This window comes from Novosphingobium sp. HNCC26DJ243, assembly GCF_057180545.1.
This window is the reverse complement of record NZ_JBXUGN010000004.1, coordinates 196,520-218,909: the sequence shown is the minus strand read 5'-3', so window position 1 is coordinate 218,909 and position 22,390 is coordinate 196,520. Positions and strand designations below refer to the sequence as shown.

Annotated in this window: 19 protein-coding genes; 12 read left to right on the top strand and 7 right to left on the bottom strand. The window is 64.6% G+C overall.

The genetic code is table 11. The annotated features are described in order from the left end of the window. Window positions 1-6: 6 nt before the first annotated feature. Entirely contained in the window at window positions 7-240 is a 234-nt protein-coding gene (locus tag AC2A04_RS13545; RefSeq protein ID WP_484212879.1) for a hypothetical protein, read from the bottom strand. Between the two features lie 208 nt (window positions 241-448). Here AC2A04_RS13545 and AC2A04_RS13540 point away from each other — a divergent pair, with 208 nt between their 5' ends. Continuing rightward, on the top strand, window positions 449-2,146 hold the full coding sequence (locus AC2A04_RS13540) for a putative bifunctional diguanylate cyclase/phosphodiesterase (protein ID WP_484212878.1): 1,698 nt from the start codon (window positions 449-451) through the stop codon (window positions 2,144-2,146). Window positions 2,147-2,155: 9 nt separating this feature from the next. On the opposite strand, the gene AC2A04_RS13535 is transcribed toward AC2A04_RS13540, so the two are convergent. Both AC2A04_RS13535 and AC2A04_RS13530 read right to left on the bottom strand, forming a co-directional pair. Further along, window positions 2,156-2,908, bottom strand: coding sequence for a 3'(2'),5'-bisphosphate nucleotidase CysQ (locus tag AC2A04_RS13535; protein WP_484212877.1), 753 nt, complete (start codon window positions 2,906-2,908; stop codon window positions 2,156-2,158). Between the two features lie 111 nt (window positions 2,909-3,019). After that, window positions 3,020-3,700, bottom strand: a complete 681-nt coding sequence (locus tag AC2A04_RS13530; RefSeq protein WP_484212876.1) for an SDR family NAD(P)-dependent oxidoreductase — start codon at window positions 3,698-3,700, stop codon at window positions 3,020-3,022. A 148-nt stretch (window positions 3,701-3,848) separates the two neighbouring features. Here AC2A04_RS13530 and AC2A04_RS13525 point away from each other — a divergent pair, with 148 nt between their 5' ends. From AC2A04_RS13525 to AC2A04_RS13510, 4 genes are all read left to right on the top strand, one after another. Next, window positions 3,849-4,760 (top strand): SDR family NAD(P)-dependent oxidoreductase, encoded by a 912-nt coding sequence (locus AC2A04_RS13525; RefSeq protein ID WP_484212875.1) that lies wholly within the window; start codon window positions 3,849-3,851, stop codon window positions 4,758-4,760. A 103-nt stretch (window positions 4,761-4,863) separates the two neighbouring features. After that, window positions 4,864-6,066: an AAA family ATPase gene (locus tag AC2A04_RS13520; protein WP_484212874.1), complete on the top strand. Its 1,203-nt coding sequence runs from the start codon at window positions 4,864-4,866 to the stop codon at window positions 6,064-6,066. A gap of 62 nt (window positions 6,067-6,128) precedes the next feature. Continuing rightward, window positions 6,129-7,205, top strand: a complete 1,077-nt coding sequence (locus tag AC2A04_RS13515) for a ParB/RepB/Spo0J family partition protein (RefSeq protein WP_484212873.1) — start codon at window positions 6,129-6,131, stop codon at window positions 7,203-7,205. 172 nt (window positions 7,206-7,377) lie between these two features. Beyond that, the gene (locus AC2A04_RS13510; protein WP_484212872.1) at window positions 7,378-8,604 is read left to right on the top strand and encodes a replication initiator protein A; all 1,227 of its coding nucleotides are present in this window, start codon (window positions 7,378-7,380) and stop codon (window positions 8,602-8,604) included. 582 nt (window positions 8,605-9,186) lie between these two features. Here AC2A04_RS13510 and AC2A04_RS13505 read toward each other — a convergent pair. Beyond that, on the bottom strand, window positions 9,187-10,203 hold the full coding sequence (locus AC2A04_RS13505; RefSeq protein WP_484212871.1) for a hypothetical protein: 1,017 nt from the start codon (window positions 10,201-10,203) through the stop codon (window positions 9,187-9,189). Between the two features lie 393 nt (window positions 10,204-10,596). Here AC2A04_RS13505 and AC2A04_RS13500 point away from each other — a divergent pair, with 393 nt between their 5' ends. Beyond that, complete coding sequence (locus tag AC2A04_RS13500; protein WP_484212870.1) at window positions 10,597-12,843, top strand: TonB-dependent receptor; 2,247 nt, start codon at window positions 10,597-10,599, stop codon at window positions 12,841-12,843. 201 nt (window positions 12,844-13,044) lie between these two features. Further along, window positions 13,045-14,562: a sensor histidine kinase gene (locus AC2A04_RS13495; RefSeq protein ID WP_484212869.1), complete on the top strand. Its 1,518-nt coding sequence runs from the start codon at window positions 13,045-13,047 to the stop codon at window positions 14,560-14,562. A 4-nt stretch (window positions 14,563-14,566) separates the two neighbouring features. Here AC2A04_RS13495 and AC2A04_RS13490 read toward each other — a convergent pair whose 3' ends face one another. Continuing rightward, the gene (locus AC2A04_RS13490; protein ID WP_484212868.1) at window positions 14,567-15,442 is read right to left on the bottom strand and encodes an MBL fold metallo-hydrolase; all 876 of its coding nucleotides are present in this window, start codon (window positions 15,440-15,442) and stop codon (window positions 14,567-14,569) included. Window positions 15,443-15,533: 91 nt separating this feature from the next. Here AC2A04_RS13490 and AC2A04_RS13485 point away from each other — a divergent pair, with 91 nt between their 5' ends. The 5 genes from AC2A04_RS13485 (at window position 15,534) to AC2A04_RS13465 (ending at window position 20,285) form a co-directional block, all read left to right on the top strand. Beyond that, window positions 15,534-16,064: a rhodanese family protein gene (locus tag AC2A04_RS13485; RefSeq protein ID WP_484212867.1), complete on the top strand. Its 531-nt coding sequence runs from the start codon at window positions 15,534-15,536 to the stop codon at window positions 16,062-16,064. Between the two features lie 3 nt (window positions 16,065-16,067). Continuing rightward, window positions 16,068-16,856 (top strand): sulfite exporter TauE/SafE family protein, encoded by a 789-nt coding sequence (locus tag AC2A04_RS13480; RefSeq protein ID WP_484212866.1) that lies wholly within the window; start codon window positions 16,068-16,070, stop codon window positions 16,854-16,856. A gap of 74 nt (window positions 16,857-16,930) precedes the next feature. Further along, complete coding sequence (locus AC2A04_RS13475; RefSeq protein WP_484212865.1) at window positions 16,931-17,098, top strand: hypothetical protein; 168 nt, start codon at window positions 16,931-16,933, stop codon at window positions 17,096-17,098. Between the two features lie 256 nt (window positions 17,099-17,354). Then, window positions 17,355-19,571, top strand: coding sequence for a TonB-dependent receptor (locus tag AC2A04_RS13470; RefSeq protein ID WP_484212864.1), 2,217 nt, complete (start codon window positions 17,355-17,357; stop codon window positions 19,569-19,571). Between the two features lie 207 nt (window positions 19,572-19,778). Next, window positions 19,779-20,285 carry a hypothetical protein gene (locus AC2A04_RS13465; RefSeq protein WP_484212863.1) on the top strand — a complete coding sequence of 169 codons (507 nt, stop codon included), beginning with the start codon at window positions 19,779-19,781 and terminating at the stop codon, window positions 20,283-20,285. A 132-nt stretch (window positions 20,286-20,417) separates the two neighbouring features. Here the strand turns inward: AC2A04_RS13465 and AC2A04_RS13460 are convergent, their stop codons facing one another. Together AC2A04_RS13460 and AC2A04_RS13455 are read right to left on the bottom strand one after the other, a co-directional pair. Beyond that, window positions 20,418-20,948: a VOC family protein gene (locus AC2A04_RS13460; protein WP_484212862.1), complete on the bottom strand. Its 531-nt coding sequence runs from the start codon at window positions 20,946-20,948 to the stop codon at window positions 20,418-20,420. Beyond that, window positions 20,945-22,387, bottom strand: coding sequence for a dihydrolipoamide acetyltransferase family protein (locus tag AC2A04_RS13455; protein ID WP_484212861.1), 1,443 nt, complete (start codon window positions 22,385-22,387; stop codon window positions 20,945-20,947). Before AC2A04_RS13455 ends, AC2A04_RS13460 begins: the two co-directional genes overlap by 4 nt. Window positions 22,388-22,390 lie beyond the last annotated feature (3 nt).

Here is a 22,390-nt window from a genome sequence, read left to right as displayed (position 1 = left end):
TAATTCCTAGCGATCGTTGGCTGCATGGCGAGAAAGCAACCGCTCGAGCCGCGCAAGCTCGTCCTCGCGCAGCGATTGCATCTCGAGCAGAATGGCCCGCAGCTCGGGGCTGTCGAGCGCAACCATAAGATCCTCGATCGTGGGATCAGGCGCTTCGGGCACGGCATAGGCCTCCCGCAGCCGCGCCGCGATCTCGCGCAAGTGCGCGCCGGTCCTCGCCAGATCCGCCAGATTCGCCATATCTGCACCATAGCGGATTAAACCTGCGAAATCCCGTCAATCCGTCGCACCGCGCGCGCGCCCTGCCGATGGAGCCTGCAACCGATTGCTCGTCGCAGACTGCGTGAACGCATCGGGCCCACCGCAAGACGGTGTTAACGATCCCACCGTTAGAGAGGCTCCAAGGTTTTGAAGGCAAATGAGAATCAGGCTTTCCAGGAAGGACGCCATGGGTCGCGACAAGCCTGTGCAGGAGCGGTATGGCCTGATGCTGGAGCATTCGGCCACGGCGGCCATCTGCGCCGGGCCGGATAACCTGATCCTGTCGTGGAACGCGGCGGCCGAAGAGCTGTTCGGCCATACCAAGGCCGAAGCGCTGGGCCAGCCGCTCACCATCATCATCCCGCCCCAGCAACGCGCCGCGCACGAGGCCGGCCTCGCTCGCGCGGTCCGGTCAGGCAAGGCCCGTCTTGCCGGAAGCGCGGTCGAGATCATCGCGCTTCACGCTCAGGGCCATGAGATCGCCGTCGACCTTTCGCTCTCGATGTGGTTCGAAGATGGCAAACCGATGTTCGGCGCGCTGGTCCGCGACATTTCCGACCGCCAGGCCGCGCGCCGCCGCCTCGAACACCTCGCCCATTGCGACACGCTCACGTCGCTGCCAAACCGCAACGCGCTCAACGTACGGCTCGACGACGCGCTGTCGAATGGCGCAACCGCGCTGCTGCTGCTCGATCTCGACGGGTTCAAGCTGGTCAACGACACCCTCGGCCATTCGGTCGGCGACCAGTTGCTCGCACTGGCTGCGGCCCGGCTCGAACAGGCCGTGGGCGACGACGGCTTCGTCGCTCGGCTCGGCGGCGACGAATTCGCCGTGCTCATGGCCGACTGCGCCGATCCGCTCAGGATCGACGACCTTGCCGACCGGATATTCGATGCGCTGCGCCAGCCTTTCGAAGTTGCGGGTCAGACGATCTTCATCGGGACCAGCATCGGTATCGTCATGTCCGCCAGGGACGAGGTTGCCTCCGAGCAGATGCTGAGCCGCGCCGATCTGGCGCTTTACAGCGCCAAGAGTGACGGCGGGGGCGTGCGCCGCTTCTTCGTGCGGGCAATGCAGAACCAGTCCGAACAGCGCCACCGCCTCGGCACCGAACTGCGCACCGCGCTCAGCCGTGGCGAATTCAGCCTGCTCTACCAGCCGCAGGTCTCGCTGACGCGCGACACGCTTTCGGGCGCGGAAGCGCTGCTGCGCTGGAACCACCCGGAACATGGGGTGCTTGCGCCGCAGACCTTCCTCGGCGTGCTCGAGGACAGTGCCGTGGCCGAGGACGTCGGCGACTGGATTATCGATCAGGCCTGCGCTGCGGCGGCCCGCTGGCAGCGTGAAGGGCTTGGGTCCATCTGCGTCGGCGTGAACCTGTTCCCGGTCCAGCTGCGCTCGGGCCGCCTGTTCGATGTCGTCGCGCACGCGCTCGAACGCCACGCCCTGCCCGCAGACCAGCTCGAGATCGAGATCACCGAGAACACCGTTCTGCGCCACAACGACGAGGTCAGCACCACGCTGCGCCGCCTCAAGGCGCTCGGCGTGCGCGTCGCTTTCGACGATTTCGGCACCGGGTTTGCCTCGCTCAGCCTGCTCCAGAAGTATCCACTGGATCGGCTCAAGATCGACCGCAGCTTCGTCAGGCAGATCGACCGCAGCGCCAGCGATGCCGCGATCGTGCAGGCGGTGATCGGCATGGCCCGCACGCTGGGCCTCACCGTCATTGCCGAAGGGGTGGAGACACTGGCGCAGGAAGCCGCCCTGCTTGCACTCGGCTGTGACGAGGCGCAGGGCTATCGCTACGGCCAGCCGATGCCTGCCGACGTCGTTGCCAACGTGTTCCTGCGCCGTTCAGACCTGCAGCGGGTGAACCAGCGCTAGCGCGCGCCGTCAGCCAGCGGCCTGCACTGCCGCGATGTGGTCGAGCACCATCTGCGCATGTTCGGTCCGGCAGATCAGCAGGTCGGGCATGTAGGTATCGGCCTGGTTGTAGACCAGCGGACTGCCATCGATGCGCGAACAGTGCAGCCCGTGCGCCAGCGCCACGGCCACCGGCGCACACGAATCCCATTCGAACTGGCCGCCCGAATGGAGGTAGATGTCGGCATCGCCCAGGATCACCGCCATCGCCTTGGCACCTGCGCTGCCCATCGGCACCAGCTCCGCGCCGATCCTTGCCGCCACGGCCACCGCCTCGTGCGCGGGGCGCGTGCGGCTGACGACCATGCGCAGCGTTTCAGGCGCAGGCGGCACTTCGCGCGGGGCATCGGTGCGCAGCACCAGCCCGCGGCCCTCGTCGGCTCCGGGGAGCGCCACCGCGCCGATGCTTGCCACGCCATCGACCGCAAGCCCGACATGCACCGCCCAGTCGCTGCGCGCCTCGCCATATTCGCGTGTGCCGTCCACCGGATCGACGATCCACGTGCGCGAATAGTTAAGGCGGTCGAGGTTGTCCTTTTCCTCTTCCGAAAGCAGCCCGTCCTCGGGCCGCTGCGCGCGCAGCGCATGGACGAGGAACTGGTTGGCGGTCGCATCGCCCGCCTTGCCCAGGGCCTTGGCCTCGAACATCCCGGCCTCGCGCACGGTTACGAGCAGGCGTCCGGCATAGTCGGCAAGATGGGCGGCAAGGTCCGCGTCGGTCATTCGTGATCCTTCGTCTGGTCGCGCGCGGGCGACGATCGCAGCCGCTGTCTGCACTGCGCACAGGGGCTGCAAATCACCCATATGGGAGCAACGGCGAAAAGTCTCGGCTTCTCATCCTCCGCGCGAAACCGGGATCAGCGCGCCCGAAAGGCTGCGCGCATCGGGCCCTGCAAGAAACCGGATGACCCGCGCCAGCGCTTCGGGCCTGACCCATTGCGCAAAGTCGGCATCGGGCATGTCCGCGCGATTGACGGGCGTATCGATGATGCTGGGCAACACCGCGTTCACCGTGCAGTCGGTTCCGGCTAGCTCGGCCGCAAGGCTCTCGGTCAGCTTGTGAACCGCCTGCTTGGACGCGGCATAGGCCCCCATCCCCGCGCCTGCCACCAGCGCCGATCCCGCGCCGATGTTGACGATCGCCGCGCCCGCCGTCTCGCGCAGCACCGGCAGCGCGGCCTGCGTCATCGTCACGCAGGTGACTGCATTCATCGCGTGCATCCGCGCCCAGGTCTGCGCCGCACCTTGCCCGAACGGTTCCCACACGAACCCGCCCGCGACATTGACCAGCACGTCGATCCCGCCAAAGGCGGCCACGACGCGATCGACCGCGCCGGCTGCGGCCTCCGCGTCTGTCAGGTCCACTCCGCCAAGATCCAGTCCGGCGGGGTTTTCGTCAGGCGCGCTTGCCGCAAAATCGATCCGCGCCACGCGGTCGCCATTTTCCCGGAATGCCTGTGCCACGGCGCGGCCCAGCACGCCGAACCCTCCGGTCACGATGATCGAACGCATCATATTGCTCCTTCAGCGCCGGGTATAGCCACTTGAAAGTGCAAGGCGAGAGGTCAATCGACTTGCTCGGCGCCGCGCGAGATTGTAAGTGTCCCTAACAAATTCGCCGCAAAGGCCAGCGCAAAGACCAGCAGGGCTGAGGAGCCAGATCATGCAAGCTTTCGACAATGAACTCGCCTTCATCACCGGCGGCGCCTCGGGCGCGGGGCTCGGTCAGGCGCAGGTCTTCGGCCGCGCCGGGGCGCGCATAGCCATTGCCGACATTCGCGCCGAAGCGGTCGATGCCGCCGTCGAATCCCTGCGCGCAGAAGGCATCGACGCACGCGGCTTTGTCCTCGATATCATGGACCGCGCGGCCTATGCCCGCGTGGCAGATGAAGTCGAGGCGGCATTCGGCTGCCCGCCCACGCTCCTGTTCAACACCGCCGGGGTCAACAGCTTCGGCCCGGTGGAGCTGACCTCCTACGACGACTTCGACTGGATCATGGGCGTCAACCTTGGCGGCGTGGTCAACGGCATGGTCACGTTCGTGCCGCGCATGATCGCCAGCGGCAAGCCCGGCCATATCGTCACCACGTCCTCATTGGGCGGCCTGATGGGCAGCGCGCTCGCCGCGCCCTATTCCGCCGCCAAGGCTGCCGTGATCAACCTGATGGAATCCTATCGCCAGGGACTTGAAAAGCATCGGATCGGCGTATCGGTGCTGTGCCCTGCCAATATCAGGTCGAACATTGCCGAAGCCAGCCGGTTGCGGCCTGCCCAGTTCGGGCAGAGCGGCTATGTCGAGAACGAGGATTCGATCGCCTCGCTCCATTCGATCCACCAGCACGGCATGGACCCGGTCGAGCTGGCCGAACACGTCAAGGCCGGGATCGTCGCCAACCAGCTCTACATCATCCCCTACCCCGAGGCGAAAGACGGCCTGCGCCAGCATTTCGACCTCATCGTTGATTCGGTCCTGCCGCTCGAAGCTGATCCGGAAGGCGCGCGCCTGCGCACCGAGGCATTGATGAACTGGGCAAGTCAGCGCACCAAGGTCTTCACCGAGCGCGACAAAACCTGACAATCGCAGGGCTCGCCGCCGATTGCGTGCATTCAGCACTCTGATTGCGTGACTGAAGGTAATCCGCTAATAGTTGCGGGGAATACCTTCAAGAAGGCGCAGCATGGCCGAATCCAATTCAATCGTGAGCCAGATCGGCGATCTTGCTGCGGCAGGCGAACGCATGATCGAGCGTCTGCGCCGCAAGGCCTTCCTGCCCGAAAGCCGCAAGGAGCTTAGCGTCCGCTACGGCATTGCGGAAGCCGCGCAATTGCTTGGCTGCTCGACCAATCGCATCCGCATGGCCGAAGACGATGGCCGCCTGCCCCCGCCCCCTGCGGGTGAGAACGGCCGCCGTCTCGGCTATTCGATGGAGGATATGCTGCGCATGCGCGAGGTGCTCGGCGCCTCCCCTGCCCGCGCAGCCGTTGATGTGCCCGCGATCATCGCGGTGCAGAACTTCAAGGGCGGCGTGGGCAAGTCCACCGTCACCACCCACCTCGCCCACTATTTCGGCGTTCAGGGCTATCGCGTTCTGGTCGTCGATTGCGACAGCCAGGCCACCACCACCACGCTGTTCGGCTTCAACCCGCACTTCAACATCACGCGCGACGAAACGCTCTACCCCTATCTCTCGATCGACCCGACGCAGACCGACCTGCTCTATGCGGTCAAGCGCACGCCCTGGCCCAATGTCGACCTGATCCCCTCGAATCTCGAACTGTTCGACGTCGAATACGAACTCGCCGCCGCCGGTGCCGATGGCCAGTCGGTGCTCGCCGCGCGCTTCCGCAAGCTCAAGGCCGGGCTGATGGACATGGCGCGCGATTATGACGTCGTCATCCTCGATCCGCCGCCGGCGCTGGGCACGATCTCGCTCGCGGTCATGCAGGCGGCCAACGCGCTGCTCGTGCCGCTGGCTGCCACCACGCCCGACTTCTGCTCCACGGTGCAGTTCCTCTCGATGATGGACCAGGTCATCGCCCAGTTGATCGAGGCGGGCATCGCGGTCGATTACAGCTTCGTCCGCCTGATCTGCTCCAAGTTCGATGGTGGCGATCCCAGCCACGAAATGGTCCGCACGATCATGGAGCAGACCTTCGGCCCTGCCCTGCTCCCCGTGCCGATCCTCGAAAGCGCCGAGATCAGCCATGCCGCTCTGCGCATGATGACGATCTACGAACTCGAGAGGCCCATCGGCACCCCGCGCACGCACAAGCGCTGCAAGGCCAATCTCGACGAGGCGCTGGGCCAGATCGAACAGCTCGTCCGCGCGGGCTGGGGTCGCGTCGCCCCCGCGCGCGAGGAGGACGTGATCCATGCGTGATGGCGCTTTCCTACACGGCAATGTTGCCAATATGTTCCGCTCTTCCCGATTCGAGGTGAGCCATGGCGCGTAAGCAATCCGATTATCTCGCCGCCCTGCTGGCGGACGAAGCCGTTGAGAAGAAGTCAGAACCCGACACCGTCGCCGTGGTCGAGGACACCCCTCCCTCCGCCGCCCCGCCGCGGCCCGACCGGATGCGTGGCACGACGCTGCTCGGGCGAGAATCCGCTCTCGCGCGCGTCGCCAGCGGCGAGGTTCGCCAGGTCACGCAGCTGCTGCTCGATCCCGCCCGCGTCCGCGTGTGGAAGGGCAATGCCCGCAGCTACCAGCACCTTTCCGAGGAATCGTGCGGCGAACTGATCGATTCCATTGTTGCGGAGGGCGGCCAGAAGGTCCCGGCCGTGGTCCGCCGGATCGAAGGCGATCCCGATCACGAATTCGAAGTTATCGCCGGCACGCGCCGCCACTGGTCGATCTCGTGGCTGCGCGCCAATTCCTATCCCGAGATGCAATTCGTCGCGCAGGTCGTGACGCTCGACGATGAAGCCGCTTTCCGCCTCGCCGATCTGGAAAACCGCGCGCGCAAGGACGTCTCGGACCTTGAACGCGCGCGCAACTATGCGACGGCGCTTTACGATCACTATGGCAATCACATGAGCCGCATGGCCGAGCGGCTGAAGCTGTCCAAGGGCTGGCTTTCAAAGATGCTCAAGGTCGCGAGCATCCCCGACGCTGTCCTTGCCGCCTTTGCCAGCCCTGCCGACGTTCAGCTCAAGCCCGCCTATCCGCTGGCCCAGGCGCTCGACGATCGCGCCGCCGCGCCCGCCATCCTGCGCGAGGCCCGCGCCATCGCGCGCCAACAGGAAGAGCGCCGGGCCAAGGGTTTGCCCACGCTCAGCGCCAACGAAGTGATCGCCCGCCTGCTCGCCTCGCCCAAGGCATCGGGCGAAGTGCAGAAGACAGCGCGCAGCTACGAAGGCGCGTTCGGCCGACCGGCCATCACGGTCCAGTCGGTCAACCGTCAGGGGGTGACGCTGCGCCTCCATGCCGGTTCCGGGGTCGACACCAAGCGTCTGCTCGAGATTGTGCACGATGCGTTGATCGATCTTGAGGAAGAAGGTCGCGGATTGCAGCGCTGATGGATAATTACACGCTATATCAGCTATTTAAGTCCGAAAGTTTCCCCGGGGAAACTTTATTGGCCGCTGATTTGCGGGAAGTTGCCGCTCCGGCTTGCTCGGCCAGTAGGCCTGTACGATCGCAAATGTTTCCCCGGGGAAACACCTTTTCCAGCCCCCTCCCCCGCCCCGCATGAAGACATCTCAGAAGCATCCAGGCCGCAGGCATCCGGGCAACGACCAGTTCGACCTGTTCCTGCCCTATGTGGCCGACATGCCCCTGCGCGATCAGCGGGAGATGATGGAGCGCCCCTTCTTCAGCCTAGCCAAGTCGAAGCGGGTCAAGCCGATCGACTACACCTCCCCCGACGGCAAGCTGTGGGTCCACGTCTCGGCCAGCCCGGAATATGGCATGGCCACGATCTGGGACGCCGACATCCTCATCTACTGCGCGAGCGTGCTGGCCGACATGGCGCGTCGCGGGGCCAACGATGTGCCGCGCACGCTCCACCTGATGCCCTACGACCTGCTCCGCGCCATCGGCCGCCCGACCACGGGCCGCGCCTATGAACTGCTCGGACAATCGCTCGACCGGCTCGTCGCCACCACGATCAAGACAAACATCCGCGCCGAGAACCGGCGCGAGGCGACCTTCTCCTGGCTCGATGGCTGGACGCAACTGGTCGATGAGAAGACCGAGCGATCGCGCGGCATGACCATCGAACTTTCCAACTGGTTCTGGGAAGGCGTGATGATGAAGGGCGGCGTGCTTTCGATCGACCGCGCCTACTTCGACATCACCGGCGGGCGCGAGCGCTGGCTCTACAAGGTGGCACGCAAGCATGCGGGCGGCGCAGGCGAGGACGGCTTTGCCATCTCGATGCCGGTACTGTTCGAGAAATCGGGCGCGGAAGGTGAGTATCGGCGGTTCAAGTTCGAAATCCTCAAGCTCGCCGAAAAGGACGCGCTTCCAGGATACGGCCTGTCAGTCGAAGCTGGAAAAGCAGGCGAGCCGCTGCTGAGGATGCGGCGGATCGACGGCAAGGACGGCGCCGACCGGCGTCTGCCGGACGCGATGCGCCAGGCACAAGGTGAGGGCAGGGCAGTCTCGGACGCGCCGGGGCCTGCGCCGAAGAAAGTTTCCCCGGGGAAACATTTGCCGGACACGGTCGACGTTTCGGCGCTGGTCCGCCGTTCCGTCGCCGGAATCAGCGATGCCGCGACCCGCGGCTACCTGACCGACGAGACGATCGAGCATTTGCGCGAGACGTGCCCGGGCTGGGACCTCCACACTCTCCACGCCGAGTTCGAGCGCTGGGTCAATGCCGACCGGGAACGCCTGCCAGCCAACTGGCAGAAGGCCTTCATCGGCTGGGTCAAGCGCCACCACGAAAAGCACGGGCACACCTTGCGCCGCTGAGGCAAATTGCGCCAAAATGTTTCCCTGGGGAAACAACTGCCGCCAGACCCTGTAAATGCACGCCTTTCGGGCCGATCATTCTTGAAGCAGCTTGGGTCGAAGCGCCCTTACTGACCGCCATGGGCGTCCATCAAGGATATGGCCGTTCGTGATGTGACGGCAAGCGCCGCGCTGGTGTTCCCGAAGTGTCGGGCCATGCTCCTGCGACTTTGCAATCCACCATCGAACAAGCCGGCCACCTTCCCGAATTGAACCTCTATTGTTGGACTTTGTTGGAAAGTGATTCAATCGTCCGTCACCACACACGCGCAATCGGGTACCGTCGATCTATCGGGAACAGGATTACCGGCACTTTCGACCCATCAGGAACGCCGGGTCGATCCATCGGGAACAATCAGCCGATCCATCGGGAACGGTCTGACGACATTCCGGGAACAGGGCGCTTGCCGCGACTCGCGCAAAATCGGTCGCTCGGAGCCAAGTTTCCGGCCCTTAACTTGATCTAACTCTCCATAAACCCCTCTAACCCTCGTCGAAGCCTTTGGCTTTGGCTGAAAGGGGGGAGGGTGCGAAGTCGGCAGGTCAGTTCGCAGCGTCGATGCCCAGCCTTGCGAGGCGTGCGTCGATCTCTGCCATCTCCGCATCGAACGAGCGCAGGATCAAATCAATCTCGCGCGGCGGGTTTGCGAGGAGGGGAGGGCGGCCGCGCTCGGCAGGCCGCAGTCCGAGCGTGGTGGCAAGATCCGGGGTGACGTAAGTCCGCCAGGATTCCCGGCCGGATATCTCGACCATGAGCCCGAGCGCGGTCGCGCGCTCGAGCAGCTTGCCTGCGCCGGAAATCGTGATGCCGAGCAGTGGCGCGAGCGATCGGGCCGCAAGACAGGGTCGGGTCAACGCTAGCCGCGCAAGCTCGGTGAGTTTCCCGGGGCGATGCTCTCCGGCGATCGCGACAGCGGCGCGTCGGGTGGCGTTCTCGAGACGGTCAAGACGTTCAAGGCCGTCCTCCGAAGCGCGGGTGACCTGCTTGAGCAGGCGCTTGAGCATGACCGGGCGAGGGTCGCGCAGTGTGCGCTGTGCAGCGTCTCCGGGCACGACACAGGGCAGGGCGGTGCGCGTGAGCCCCAGACGCCGTACAATGACCGGGAAGGCGAGCCATGGGGCAATCGTGCGGTCGGCTCTGGCGGCCATGTCGAACACGGTCAGCGCACGGACGAGGGCAGGGGCCTCGCGCCAGCCTTCGGGCGCGTCGAAGGTAAAGGGCAGGCCCTGCGACCAGTGCCGCCCTTCGGGCTCTGCAAGATCGGCAAGCCAGGGCTCATACGGAGCGAAGGGTTCGTCTTCGGTCCGAGGCACCGGGCGAGCGGGCAGCCGCAGCCCGCAGCGCTCGGCAATAATGTCGATTTCCTCGATCGGCGACTGTTGCAGCCGCAGCGCAGCAGCAAAGCCCGACCAACTGGCGCGAAGCTTCCAGCCCGGTGCCAGCGAACTTGCGCAGACGCGGGCGTCGAGGCGTGACAGGGCCGCGCTGGCGTCAGCGAGGGTATCGGCCAGAGGAGCGGTCCAGGAAACGGCGGTGAAAGGTGGGGGCGGAGGCGTCACGCCAAAATTGTAGACGCAAACAGGCCTTTGCGTCCATGTGCATTTACCAGTCCCGCGAAAGGCTGACATGTGGACTTCGGGCGACGCTTGTCAGGTGGGACTTTCCCTTGGTCAGGAACCGGGATGGCTTCGCTATGCTTTGGCTCTTTACGAATTTGGCAAGTGATGCGGTGTGACAAAAATTCAACATTGTAAAAATTTCGACCTGGCAGGGAACTGGAAGGGCCCCGACTTCGACGCGAAAATGACCGAAAAGCGCGAAAACCTGCGCCTGCACCTGACACTACCGCCAGCCCTGGTAGCCAGCGCCCCGCCTTGACAGCGATATCATGAGCAATACTCTGACAATTGGAGCAACATGGCGGAAGCAATCCGCCTGTCAGGGAGAGGGACATGAGAAGATCTATCGGGCTTTGCGTCGCGTCGGTCATTGCACTGACGTCGAGCCAGGCGTGGGCGCAGTCCACCGACGACCAGAGCGGCGATGACATCATCGTGACGGCAACCCGCAGCGAGACGCTGCTTTCGAAGACGCCGGTTACGATGACTGCGGTTTCGGCCGACACGCTGCGCAACGCAGGCATTACCGACGCCCGTTCGCTCGCCACGGCCGTGCCAGGCCTGCAGATCAGCGAGAACGGCGATGCCGCGCGCATCTCGATCCGCGGCGTGACCAGTACCGACAACACCGAGAAGGGCGATCCTTCGGCCTCGTTCCTTGTCGACGGGATCTATATCGCGCGTCCGGCTGACGTGCTCGGCAGCTTCTACGACCTGCAGCGCATCGAAGTGCTGCGCGGGCCCCAGGGCACGCTCTATGGCCGCAACACCACGGCCGGCGTGATCAACGTGATTTCGGCCCGCCCGACCGACAAGCTATCGGCTTCGGTCGAAGGCACTTACGGCAATCTCAATACCGCCGAAGTGACCGGCATGGTCAACGTGCCGATGGGCGACAGCCTGGCGATGCGCGCAGCAGTCAACTACCAGCGCCAGGATTCTTACTTCACGGTCAAAAACTCGCCGGTCGCGACCAATCCCTATCGCGATGCCATATCGGCGCGCCTGTCGTTCGCCGGCAAGATCGGTGACAACTTCACCTACTACATCAAGGGCGATTACCAGAACACCAAGGGCACCGGCGTCAACGGCAACCTTGTCACGCTTGATCGCTTCTATGCGAACACGGGCATTCCGGGAGTCGATCCGACCTACGTTTCGCATGACGCGGACTTCCAGCGCACGCTCACCGTAGCGCCGACGTTCCCGAACCGCCGCAACAACAAGAACTACGGCATCACCGGGGAATTCACCTACGATTTCGGCCCGGTGCAGATGACCTATCTGGGTGCCTACCGCAAGACCGACCGCCAGGACGTGCGCAACTTCCTCCTGTTCGGTTCACTGAATAACCCGGCGTACTTCTTCGGCAATTTCAAGCAGGACAGCCACGAACTGCGCCTCGCCTTCGGACAGGGTTCGAAGCTGCACGGGCAGATCGGCGGATATTACTTCCACGAGCAGTCGTTCCTCGAGCTGAACCTCGGCGCGCCGCTTTCGGGCTTCGTGGTTCCCGGCGCGACCGGCTTTGCCTTCCCGCAGGGCCCGACGGTTGCCCGTTCGAAGGCCGCCTTCGGCCAACTGACGTATGACGTGACGCCCGACCTGCACATCACGGCCGGCATCCGCTACACGCACGACTTCAAGTCGCGCGATGGCCAGACGGTCGTCGACTTCCCGAACCTTGCAGCCCAGAACGCATCGGGGCTGCCCGCAGTGCTCTGCAACGCGGCGTTCCGGTGCACGCTCAACCAGAACATCGCTGCGCGCAATTACCACAAGACGATCTACAAGGGCGGCATCGACTATGACGTGCCCGGCCTTGGCCTGATCTATGCGTCGGTCTCGACCGGCTACAAGGCAGGCGGCTTCAACGACGGTTGCGTTGCCGGTGGTGGCATCGGCTGCACGCTCAATGACGCGGCGCTCTACTTCAACCCGGAAACGCTGACCAACTACGAAGCCGGCGTGAAATTCCGCATCAGCAGCGCGGTGCGCTTCAATGCTGCGGCGTTCCACTATGACTACGGCAACCTGCAGGTCAGCCAGATCGTGACCGTGCCGGTTCCCGCGACGCTGATCCGCAACGCCGCTTCGGCAAAGGTGGACGGGGTCGAACTGGAAGCCGTCCTCCAGCCTGGCCCGAACACCCGCGTGGATCTGGGCTATACCTACACCGATGCCCGCTACACCACCTTCCTGGTTTCGGCCGGAGGCGTCTCGCGCGATTTCGCCGGCCTGCCGCTCGACCATGCTCCCAAGCATGTCGTGTCTGCCGGGATGAGCCAGTCGATCCCGCTGGGCAACGGCGGTTCGTTCGAACTGGCCGCGCGAACCAAGCTGAGCTCTGCCTACTACATGCAGGATCTCAACAACGCTTCGCTGTTCCGCCAGCCTTCGCACACCAAGACTGACCTTACGGCGACGTTCACCGCGCCCGAAGAGCGCTTCTTCGTGCAGGGCTTCGTCAAGAACATCGAGAACCGCATCACGATCGCTGCGGCGGCGACCGGCCTTGTCGGTGGCGTCACGATCGAACAGCCCCGCACCTTCGGTGTCCGGGCTGGCGTGAAGTACTGACCGGACGCAACCCGCAAGGGCCGGGAAGGCCCTTGCGGGTTGCAGCCAGATGATCAGGCCATCGCTTCCGGCGGCCCGCGCCGGCCCCGGCAAATAGGGGTTTAGCGCCCGCAAGCAGACATGCTAGGCTGCTGTCTGGCGAACCGATGAGGACCACCTTGAGTGACGCCGCCGGTTTGAGGGTGTGGTGGCAAAATCGCAATGGATTCAACGGATCAAGGCGTCGAGAGTGAGCTGGTCCGCTTGCGGGACGAACTCGCACACCTGAAGCAGGTGGTTGCGCGCTCGGCCGAGTCGGGGCTGCCGGTCGTCGACATGCTGCTCAGGGACAACCAGCGGCGGGTCGAGGCGGAAAAGGCGCTGCTCGATGCGCGCAAGTGGATGGAACTGGCGCAGGAAGCCGGCGGCATCGCATCATACCACATGGACATTCCCGGCAATCGCCTGTGGTGGTCCGGGTCGGTCTATCGGCTCTACGGGCTCGACCCGGCCAATGGCGAGCCGACCGTGGATCTGTGGCTCTCGACCATCCATCCCGAGGACGTTGCTGCGGTCACGGAAGTGGCGCACTCGGCGATCGAGAGGGGCACTGCGATCGACCATGCCTTCCGCGTTATCCTGCCGGGCGGGGAAGTCCGCTGGATCCATGACCGGGGCAGCGTGGATGCGGGTGCGGACGGGCGGCCTTCGCGCCTGCACGGCGTGAACATCGACGTGACCGATATCCGCAGGGCGCAGGACGCCCTGCGCGAGAGCGAAGAACAGTTCCGCAGCACGTTCGAACATGCCAACGTGGGCGTCGCGCATGTTTCCACCGAAGGGCGGTTCATCCGCCTCAATGAATATTTCTGCCAGATGCTTGGGCGCGGAGCCGACGAATTGGCGGATCTCACCTTCCAGGACCTGACGCATCCCGACGATCTGGGGGCCGATCTTCACCTGCTCGAGCAACTGCTGCGTGGCGAGATAGATTCCTACACGATGGAGAAGCGCTACATTCGGCCCGATGGTGCGGTGATCTGGGGCGACTTGAGCGTGTCCCTGCTGCGCCGCGCCGATGGAACGCCGGTGAACTTCATATCGGTGGTGACCGACATCCAGGAGCGCAAGGCCGCGCAGGACCAGATCGATCTGGTTCTGGGCGAGGCCAATCATCGCATCAAGAACCTGCTGGCGGTGATCGGCGCGGTGGTGCGCAACAGTGCGCGCACGGCGAGTTCGGTGCAGGAGATGGAGCAGGCCCTTTCGGGCAAGATCATGGGAATTGCCGCATCGCACGACCTGCTGATCGGCAAGTACGAGGCTGGTGCCAGGCTCGATCGGCTGATCCGCCGCCAACTCGAGGTTTTCACTGACTGCGATACGGCGCGGATCCTGCTGGACGGACCGGACGTGGATCTCAATCCCAAGGCGGTGCACGCTTTCGGCATGGTGCTGCACGAACTGGCGACCAATGCCTGCAAGCACGGCGCGCTATCGGAAGACAGCGGAATTGTGCGGATATCCTGGACGGTCGATGAAGAAGCGGGCGCGCTGTCGTTCGTCTGGCGCGAGGAGGGCGGCCCCGTGATGGCGGAGTCGGGCCACCACCAGGGCTTCGGCACCCGCACGCTCGAGCGCATGCTGGGCGGAGGGCTGGGCGGCACCGCGCGCCATAGTCTCCTGCCCGAAGGCGCGTGCTTCGAGGCCTCGCTGCCGCTAGGGGCCGTACAGGCCTGATCGCCTACCCGGCCAAGCCCGGTCCCAGCTTCACCGGGATGCGCAAATAGTGGACGCCGTTGGCTTCGGCTGGCGGGAAGCGGCCGGCGCGGATGTTGACCTGGATCGAGGGGAGCAGCAGGCGCGGGGGGGCGAGCGTGGCGTCACGCGCAGTGCGCATGGCAACGAATGCGTCCTCGGTCACGCCGTCGTGGACGTGGACCGAGCGATCACGCTCCTCGCCGACGGTGGTCTCCCAGGCATAGACGTCGCGGCCGGGCGACTTGTAATCGTGGCACATGAACAGACGCGTTTCGCGCGGGTATGAGAGCAGGCGGCGGATCGAGCGGTAGAGCGCGCGGGCATCGCCGCCGGGGAAGTCTGCGCGGGCGGTGCCATAATCGGGCATGAACAGCGTGTCGCCGACGAAGATCGCATCGCCCACCTTGTAGGCCATGTCGGCAGGCGTGTGGCCGGGCGTGGCGAGAGCCTCGAATTCGAGCGACCCCACAGCGAAGCGTTCGCCGTCCTCGAGCAGGCGATCGAAATCGCCGCCGGCGGGCTTGAGATCGGCAATGTCGAACATCGGGCGGAAAACCTGCTGCACAGCGCGGATCTGCGCGCCGATGGCGATGATCGCGCCGGTGCGTGCCTTGATGTATGGTGCGGCGGTAAGGTGATCGGCGTGGGCATGGGTTTCGAGCACCATGACGATCTGCCAGTGGCCGGCTTGAGCGGCGGCAAGGACGGCATCGGCCGAGCGCACATCGGCGCGGCCCGAGGCGGGGTCGAAATCGAGCACGGGATCGATGACCACGGCCTGATGCGTTGCCGGATCGCCGACGAGGTAGCTGACGGTGAAAGTCGGTTCGTCGAAGAAAGCCTGAATATGGGGTTGCATGAACTGGGGTCCGCTTCCTGTCTGGTCTTGACAATATATGCGCGGTATCTAAATTAGCAACATATAATATGCTTCAGCAAGGACATGCTCCATGACCACGACCATCACGCCCCAGGAGGCGCAGGCACGCATTGCGGCAGGCGCGGTGCTTGTCGATATACGCGCACCCGACGAATATGCGCGCGCCCACATTCCCTGCGCGCGCAACATGCCGCTGGCGCAGCTCGAGCGGATCGAGGGCGCGCCCGAGGTGATCTTTCACTGCAAGTCGGGCATGCGCACGCAGGCCAATGCCGATGCGCTGCGCGCGGCGACCGATGCGCCGGTCTACCTGATGGAAGGCGGGATCGAGGGTTGGCGGAAGGCGGGCCTCGAATGCGCGATGGATCGCAGTCAGCCGCTCGAGATCATGCGGCAGGTGCAGATCGCGGCGGGATCGCTGGTCCTGCTCGGCGTCCTGCTCGCGTTCCTGGTATCACAGGCCGGATTGCTGATCGCCGGGTTTGTCGGGGCAGGGCTGGTGTTCGCCGGGGTCAGCGGCTGGTGCGGCATGGCCAAGCTGCTGGGCGCAATGCCGTGGAATCGCCGGACCCATGATGCGCGGGCCGCGGGAGCGCGCTGAGCCATGGACGCCCAGATCGTTGCGGCAGCGCTGTGGTCGGGCGCGGCGATCGGGCTGATCCTCGGCCTTGTCGGCGGGGGTGGGTCGATCGTCGCGGTGCCGCTGCTGGTCTATGCGGTGGGGGTGGAATCGCCCCACGCCGCGATCGGGACCGCCGCAGTGGCGGTCGCGCTCAATGCGCTGGCGGGGCTGGGCGTGCACGCGCGGGCCGGCACGGTGAAATGGCCCTGCGCGCTGACCTTCTCGCTGGCCGGGATCGCCGGTGCGACGCTTGGCGCCCACGCCGGAAAGGCGATGGACGGCGAGCGTCTGCTCGCGCTGTTCGGGGCGATGATGGTGGTGGTGGGCCTTGCGATGCTGCGCCCGCGCCGCTCGCCCGAGGACCCGAATGTCCGGCTGACCCGCACGAGCGCGGGGCACCTCCTGCCGCGACTGGTTCCGGCAGGGCTGGGCGTGGGGTTGCTCGCCGGTTTCTTCGGAATCGGCGGGGGCTTCCTGATCGTGCCGGCGCTGATCCTTGCGACCGGCATGCCGCTGCGCACGGCGGTCGGCACCTCGCTGGTCGCGGTGGCGGCGCTCGGCCTGACCACGGCGGCGTCCTATGCGATCTCGGGCTACGTCGACTGGAGCCTTGTCGCGCAGCTGGTCGCAGGCGGGATCGGCGGAGCGATCGCGGGCATGCTGATCGGTCGCCAGCTTGGGCAGGGCAAGCGCGCGGCTGAGCGCGGCTTTGCGCTGCTGGTCATCACGATGGGGTGCTATGTCGTGGCGCGTGGGGCAGGGCTGGCCTGACCGACCATGCGTCGGTAAGCACGGGGCCTAACCAAAGTTTTTGCGGTATGTGAAGTTACGCACTTTCTGCGCCGATGCCTGCTGCTATTGCGGCCTTGCGACCCGAAGGGCTCTGCAGCGCAGAGTTCTTTAACTTCAAGGGGACGGCGCTTTCTGCAGCGCCGTCCCCCTTTTTCGCTCCGGTGCTGCCGGAATGGCGGAAATCCAAAGCCGGTGTGCCCGAAAAACAACAGTTTCCCTAAAGGAATCGACACAGCTGCACTAATGACAGCGCAATCTTGACAGCGTTGACAATCCTCGGCACGAGCATAGTCAGCGAGCTTCGAATCGCAGGTTGGAGAGGAGTGCAAAGGTTTTTGACGGCGCCACGCGCCGTAGCCGCAACGCCATGCGGGGCGTTTGCGCGATCCAATCCAGCCGACCAGTTCAATACCGGATGCCCGGGGCAGGGGAAATTGCCGCAGGTGTTCGTCTTCGTTTCCAAGAGGGAGGAACTACATGAGGAAAATCCAGCTTGCTTGCCTGGTTTCGGCGTTCGCGCTGACCCAGCCTGCATTTGCCCAGGACGCGGCACAGGACGCTGCCGATACGGTGGACAACGGCGATATCGTCGTGACCGCGAACCGCACGTCTTCGCTGCTGTCGAAGACCCCGATCGCGATGACCGCGGTTGGCGGCGATGACCTGATCCAGTCGGGCATCTCGAACCCGACGCAGCTTGAAGAAACCGTTCCGAACCTGTCGATCGTGCGCGGCAACGGCCTGCAGATCACGATCCGCGGCGTGACCTCGACCGACGGCACCGAGAAGGGTGACCCTTCGGCCGCCTTCATGCAAAACGGCGTCTACCTTGCCCGTCCGCAGGCGCAGGAAGTTTCCTTCTTCGACATCGAGCGCGTTGAAGTTCTGCGCGGCCCACAGGGCACGCTCTATGGCCGCAACTCGACCGCTGGCGTGATCAACGTCCTTTCGGTGCAGCCCAAGTTCGAGTTCGGCGCGCGCGCCGACGTTTCCTATGGCAACTACGATGCGATCAACGGCACTGCCGTGATCAACCTGCCCGCCAGCGACACGATCGCGTTCCGCGTGGCCGCCAACATCGACCAGCGCGACACCTACCTCAAGGACGGCAACGCAGCTGACGGCATCGGCCTGAAGAAGTTCAAGAACAACAAGTCGATCCGTCTTTCGGCCTTGTTCAAGCCTTCGCCGGACCTCAGCCTGCTGCTCGTCGGCGACTACAGCTGGGTCAAGGGTGCACCGTCCAACACGGTCGAGAACACCAACTTCTACAGCAACATCAAGACCGGTGCGCGTCCGACCTTCGAACGCCCGACCTACAGCGAACCGTCGTCTGACGCCGGTCGCACGCTGCATGGCCGCCAGGGCCAGTCGACCTTCCGCGACAACATCGAGCGCGGCGTGATGGGCGAACTGAACTACACGATGGGCAACGTCACGATGACCTACCTTGGGTCGTATCGTGAGTCCGATCGTACGGAATTCAGCAACATCGGCGTGACGCCCTTCACCGGCGACTTCACCGGCACGTACTGGCAGACCTCGCACGAACTGCGCCTCGCCTATGGCGGCGACGGTCCGCTGCAGGCCCAGGTCGGCGGCTACTACTTCAAGGAAAAGTCGGGCATCGCCTTCTTCATCAACAACCTGCTGGCGCCCAACACCCGTTTCGGCTTCCCGCAGGATCCGACGATCGCCGAGAACAAGTCGGTCTTCGGTCAGTTTACCTATGAACTGGTGCCGGACGTCAAGGTCACCGGCGGCGTGCGCTACTCCAGCGATCTCAAGTCGCGCGTCGGCGCGACCGTGCTCGATGCCTTCAGCTTCGTAGGTGATTCGGCAAATCGTGGCGCGTTCCTCGGCCGCACGAAGTTCCAGGACAACAACGCCAAGCGCACCTTCAGCAAGGTCACCTGGCGTGCAGGCATCGACTACGACAGCCCGCTCGGCCTCGTGTTCGCCTCGGTTTCGACCGGCTACAAGGCTGGTGGCTTCAACGACGGCTGCGAAATCGGCAAGGGCCCGAGCTGTGGACTTCCCGCCAAGGCGCTCTACTACGATCCTGAAACGCTTACCGCCTACGAAGCAGGCTTCAAGTTCAAGATCAGCCCCGAGTTTCGCCTGAACGGCACCGTGTTCCACTACGATTATTCGGGCCTGCAGCTTTCGCAGGTTTCGAATGCCTGTGGCGGCCCTTGCCAGATCACGACCAACGCCGCCAAGGCCAAGGTCGATGGTGTGGAACTCGACGCAACGCTGCAGCCGATCGACAACTTCTCGGTCCGTTTGGCGCTCAACTACCTCGACGCGCGCTATGACCAGTTCAACCCGCAGCCCGCGATCAGCTTCGCAGGCCGCCCGCTGAACCGCAGCCCCAAGTGGAGCTGGGTTGCCGGCGTGAACTACGTGATCCCGGTTGGCGAAGGCAAGGTCGTGCTCGATGCGCAGACTGCAGCCCGCAGCCAGTACGAGCTGACCGATCTGGCGAACTTCGCCTACTTCGCGCAGCCCGGCTACTCGAAGACCGACGCTTCGATCACCTACAACGCGCCTGAAGACCGCTTCTACATCGCGGGCTTTGTGGAAAACATCGAAGACAACCTCGTGCTGACCTCGGCCACCACTGGCCTGCTCGGCGGCGTGAGCTTCTCCGATCCGCGCACCTACGGTGTCCGCGCCGGCTTCAAGTTCTGATAGCCGACGGCGATATCGCCTGAACAAGGGGCGGTCCTGCATTGCGCAGGGCCGCCCTTTTTCAATGGCCTTCACTGCGGCGAGGCGAGCGCCGCCATTCCGAAAGTATCAGGCGTTTCCCTTTTCTGCAGGCGGCGTAATACTGCGCGCTTCGGAGGGATCATGGACAAATCGCCTTTACTGGTGCCTTTTCTGGCAACCTTTGCAGTGGCCGCTGCCGGTGCGGAGCCGAAAGCGCGGCCGTCGGACCAAGGTGGCGGGCCGAGTGCGGCCACAAGCGAATTTCAGGCGATCGCTGTGCAGTACATCGCCGAATCTGCCGGACGCGATGCCACTCTCTCCATCACCATTCAGCGCAACCCGTCTGCAGGACGGAACCTTGGAAGTATTACGGCAACCTACATTACCCAGAGCATCGGGTTCCGCAAAGGTCCGGAGATTCTGCCATTGGATGTTCCGGGTTACTACGGCGACTGGCGCGTGAGCTGTGCGACCGGATCGAGCGAGCAGGCGTGCGCCAGCGCGCCGGGAGCCTTCGCGATATCTGCGCGACAGGTCCCGTTGTGCGGGGCCGAATATCCTGCGGAATCCGGCTGGACGATCCCTTGCAGCCGCAGGCCGATGGCCAAGGGGCTGGTCTGGGTCCACTTGAAATGGGTATTCACGGACGGCAGCAACGGTGAGAGCGACGCCGTCCTGCGCGCCGCCAATTGATCGGTATCGTGGCAAGACGGTGGAAGTTGGCCCATCGGAAACGGGTCAAAGCGCGCGTCGCTCAGCGCGTACGGGTCTTGTTCAAGGGTTGGTCGTCTGTCCATCCGTCGGTGATGGACATTTGCTATCAGGTCACCAGAGTTTGCGTAATGGGTCCGATCCGTCCCAGTTCTTGCCGGCATCCTTGATCGACTGGAAGATGGCGTCGGCGCCGGTCATGTTCTGGAGGAGTTCGATCACGCCGCCTGGACCCTGTCCCGCATCGACGTAGATAACTTCTCCGTCCTCGCCGACCTTGCCCTCGACGAGGATTTCGGCGCCCGCTTCCGCACAGGCAGCGCGGGCTTCGGCGATGGAATTAACGAAGATGCAGATGTGGTGAAGCTGATCCGTCACCGCATATTCGCCGGTGTAGATCGAGGGTTCGCGGTTTTCGGGCCGGATCAGTTCGATCTGGACATCGCCCCAATAGGCGATGGCGATGGAGAAGACCGCGCCGCTGGGCTGACCCTTGTACTTGCACTCGCCGAGCGCGACGTTCTCCATCAGGAAGAACGGGCCGACGCCCATCGTTTCGGTCCAGTATCTCACCGCCGCGTCGAAATCCTGCGGCAGGTAGGCGAGCTGGCCGACGGGGCCGAGCTGGGTGATCTTGCGAGTCATGCGAAAAGGCCCTCGGGAGCTTCGAGCAGGCCTTTCAGGGTCTGCAGGAACTGCGCGCCGGCTGCACCATCGATGGCGCGGTGATCGACCGAAAGCGTGAACGAGATGCGGCTTTCGAAGGCGATGTCGCCATTGCCGGCTTCTACCGCGACGCGGTTTACGCCGCCCACGGCAAGGATTGCGCCCTGCGGCGGGTTGATGATCGCATCGAAGTTCTCGATCCCGAACATGCCGAGGTTGGAGACCGAGAAGGTGCCGCCGTCCATATCCTCGTAGCCGAGCCTGCCTGCCTGCGCCTTGTCGATCAGCGCGCGGGTGGTGGCCGCGATCTGGGCGATGTGCATGCGGTCTGCCTGCCGCACGATCGGTGTGACCAGGCCCTTGGGGCTGGCGACCGCGATGGCGACGTCGGCGTGGGGGAAGCTGTGGACCTCGTCGCCATGAACCTGGACGTTGACGTCCGGGTGGCGGGCGAGGGCAAGGGCCACGGCCTTGACGATGTAGTCATTGATCGAGGCCTTGGTGCCGAGCACGAGGTTGGCGGTCTTGCGCAGGGCCATCAGTTCGTCGACCGATGCGGACATGCGCAGGTAGAAGTGCGGGATGGTCTGCTTGGCCTCGGTCAGGCGGCGGGCGACGACCTTGCGGATCTTGTCGAAGGGCTGGACCGCAGGCTGGTTGGCGACGAGTTCGAACGGTGCGCCGAACGATACCGCGCCGGAGGCCGTGGTCGGCTTGACCAGCGCCAGCACGTCGGCTTTCGAAATGCGGCCGCGCGGGCCAGTGCCGGTGATCGCGGCCAGAGCGATGCCGTGCTGCGCGGCAATGCGCCGGGCGAGCGGCGAGGCGAAGGCCTCGGGGCTGTCCTCGACGAGTTGCGCGCTGCCCTTGAACGAGGCCGCGCGTTCGGGACGCAGGGCCTGGACGATATCCTGATAGGTTATGCGGCCATTGCGACCCGAGCCGGCGATGGGCTCGATGTCCACGCCTTCGGCCTCGGCCAGCTTCAGCGCCTCGGGGCTGATCGCCCGGTTGGTGACGATCTTCCTGGGCGCGCGTGCCGGGGCTGGTGCCGGGGCAGGGGCGGCTGCTGCGGGGGCAGGGGCGCTGCCGCCGCCGGACTTGGCCGCGACCGAGGTTTCGGCGGGCTTGAAGCCTGCGATGAAGGCGTCGATCTCGGCATCGGGGGTGTCGGCATCGGCAAACACGCCGAGAAGCGCGCCAACGGGATAGGCTTCGTCCCCTGCGGGCGTGAGCAGGCGCTTGAGCACGGCGTCGTACTCGGCCTCGACCTCGTTGGTGATCTTGGCGGTCTCGATCAGGCACAGGACCTGGCCCTTGGCAAAGGCGTCACCCTCCTTGACCATCCATTCGGCGATCGTGCCCTCGGTCATTTCGATGCCCCATTTGGGCATGCAGAACGGGCGGATGTTAGCCATTTC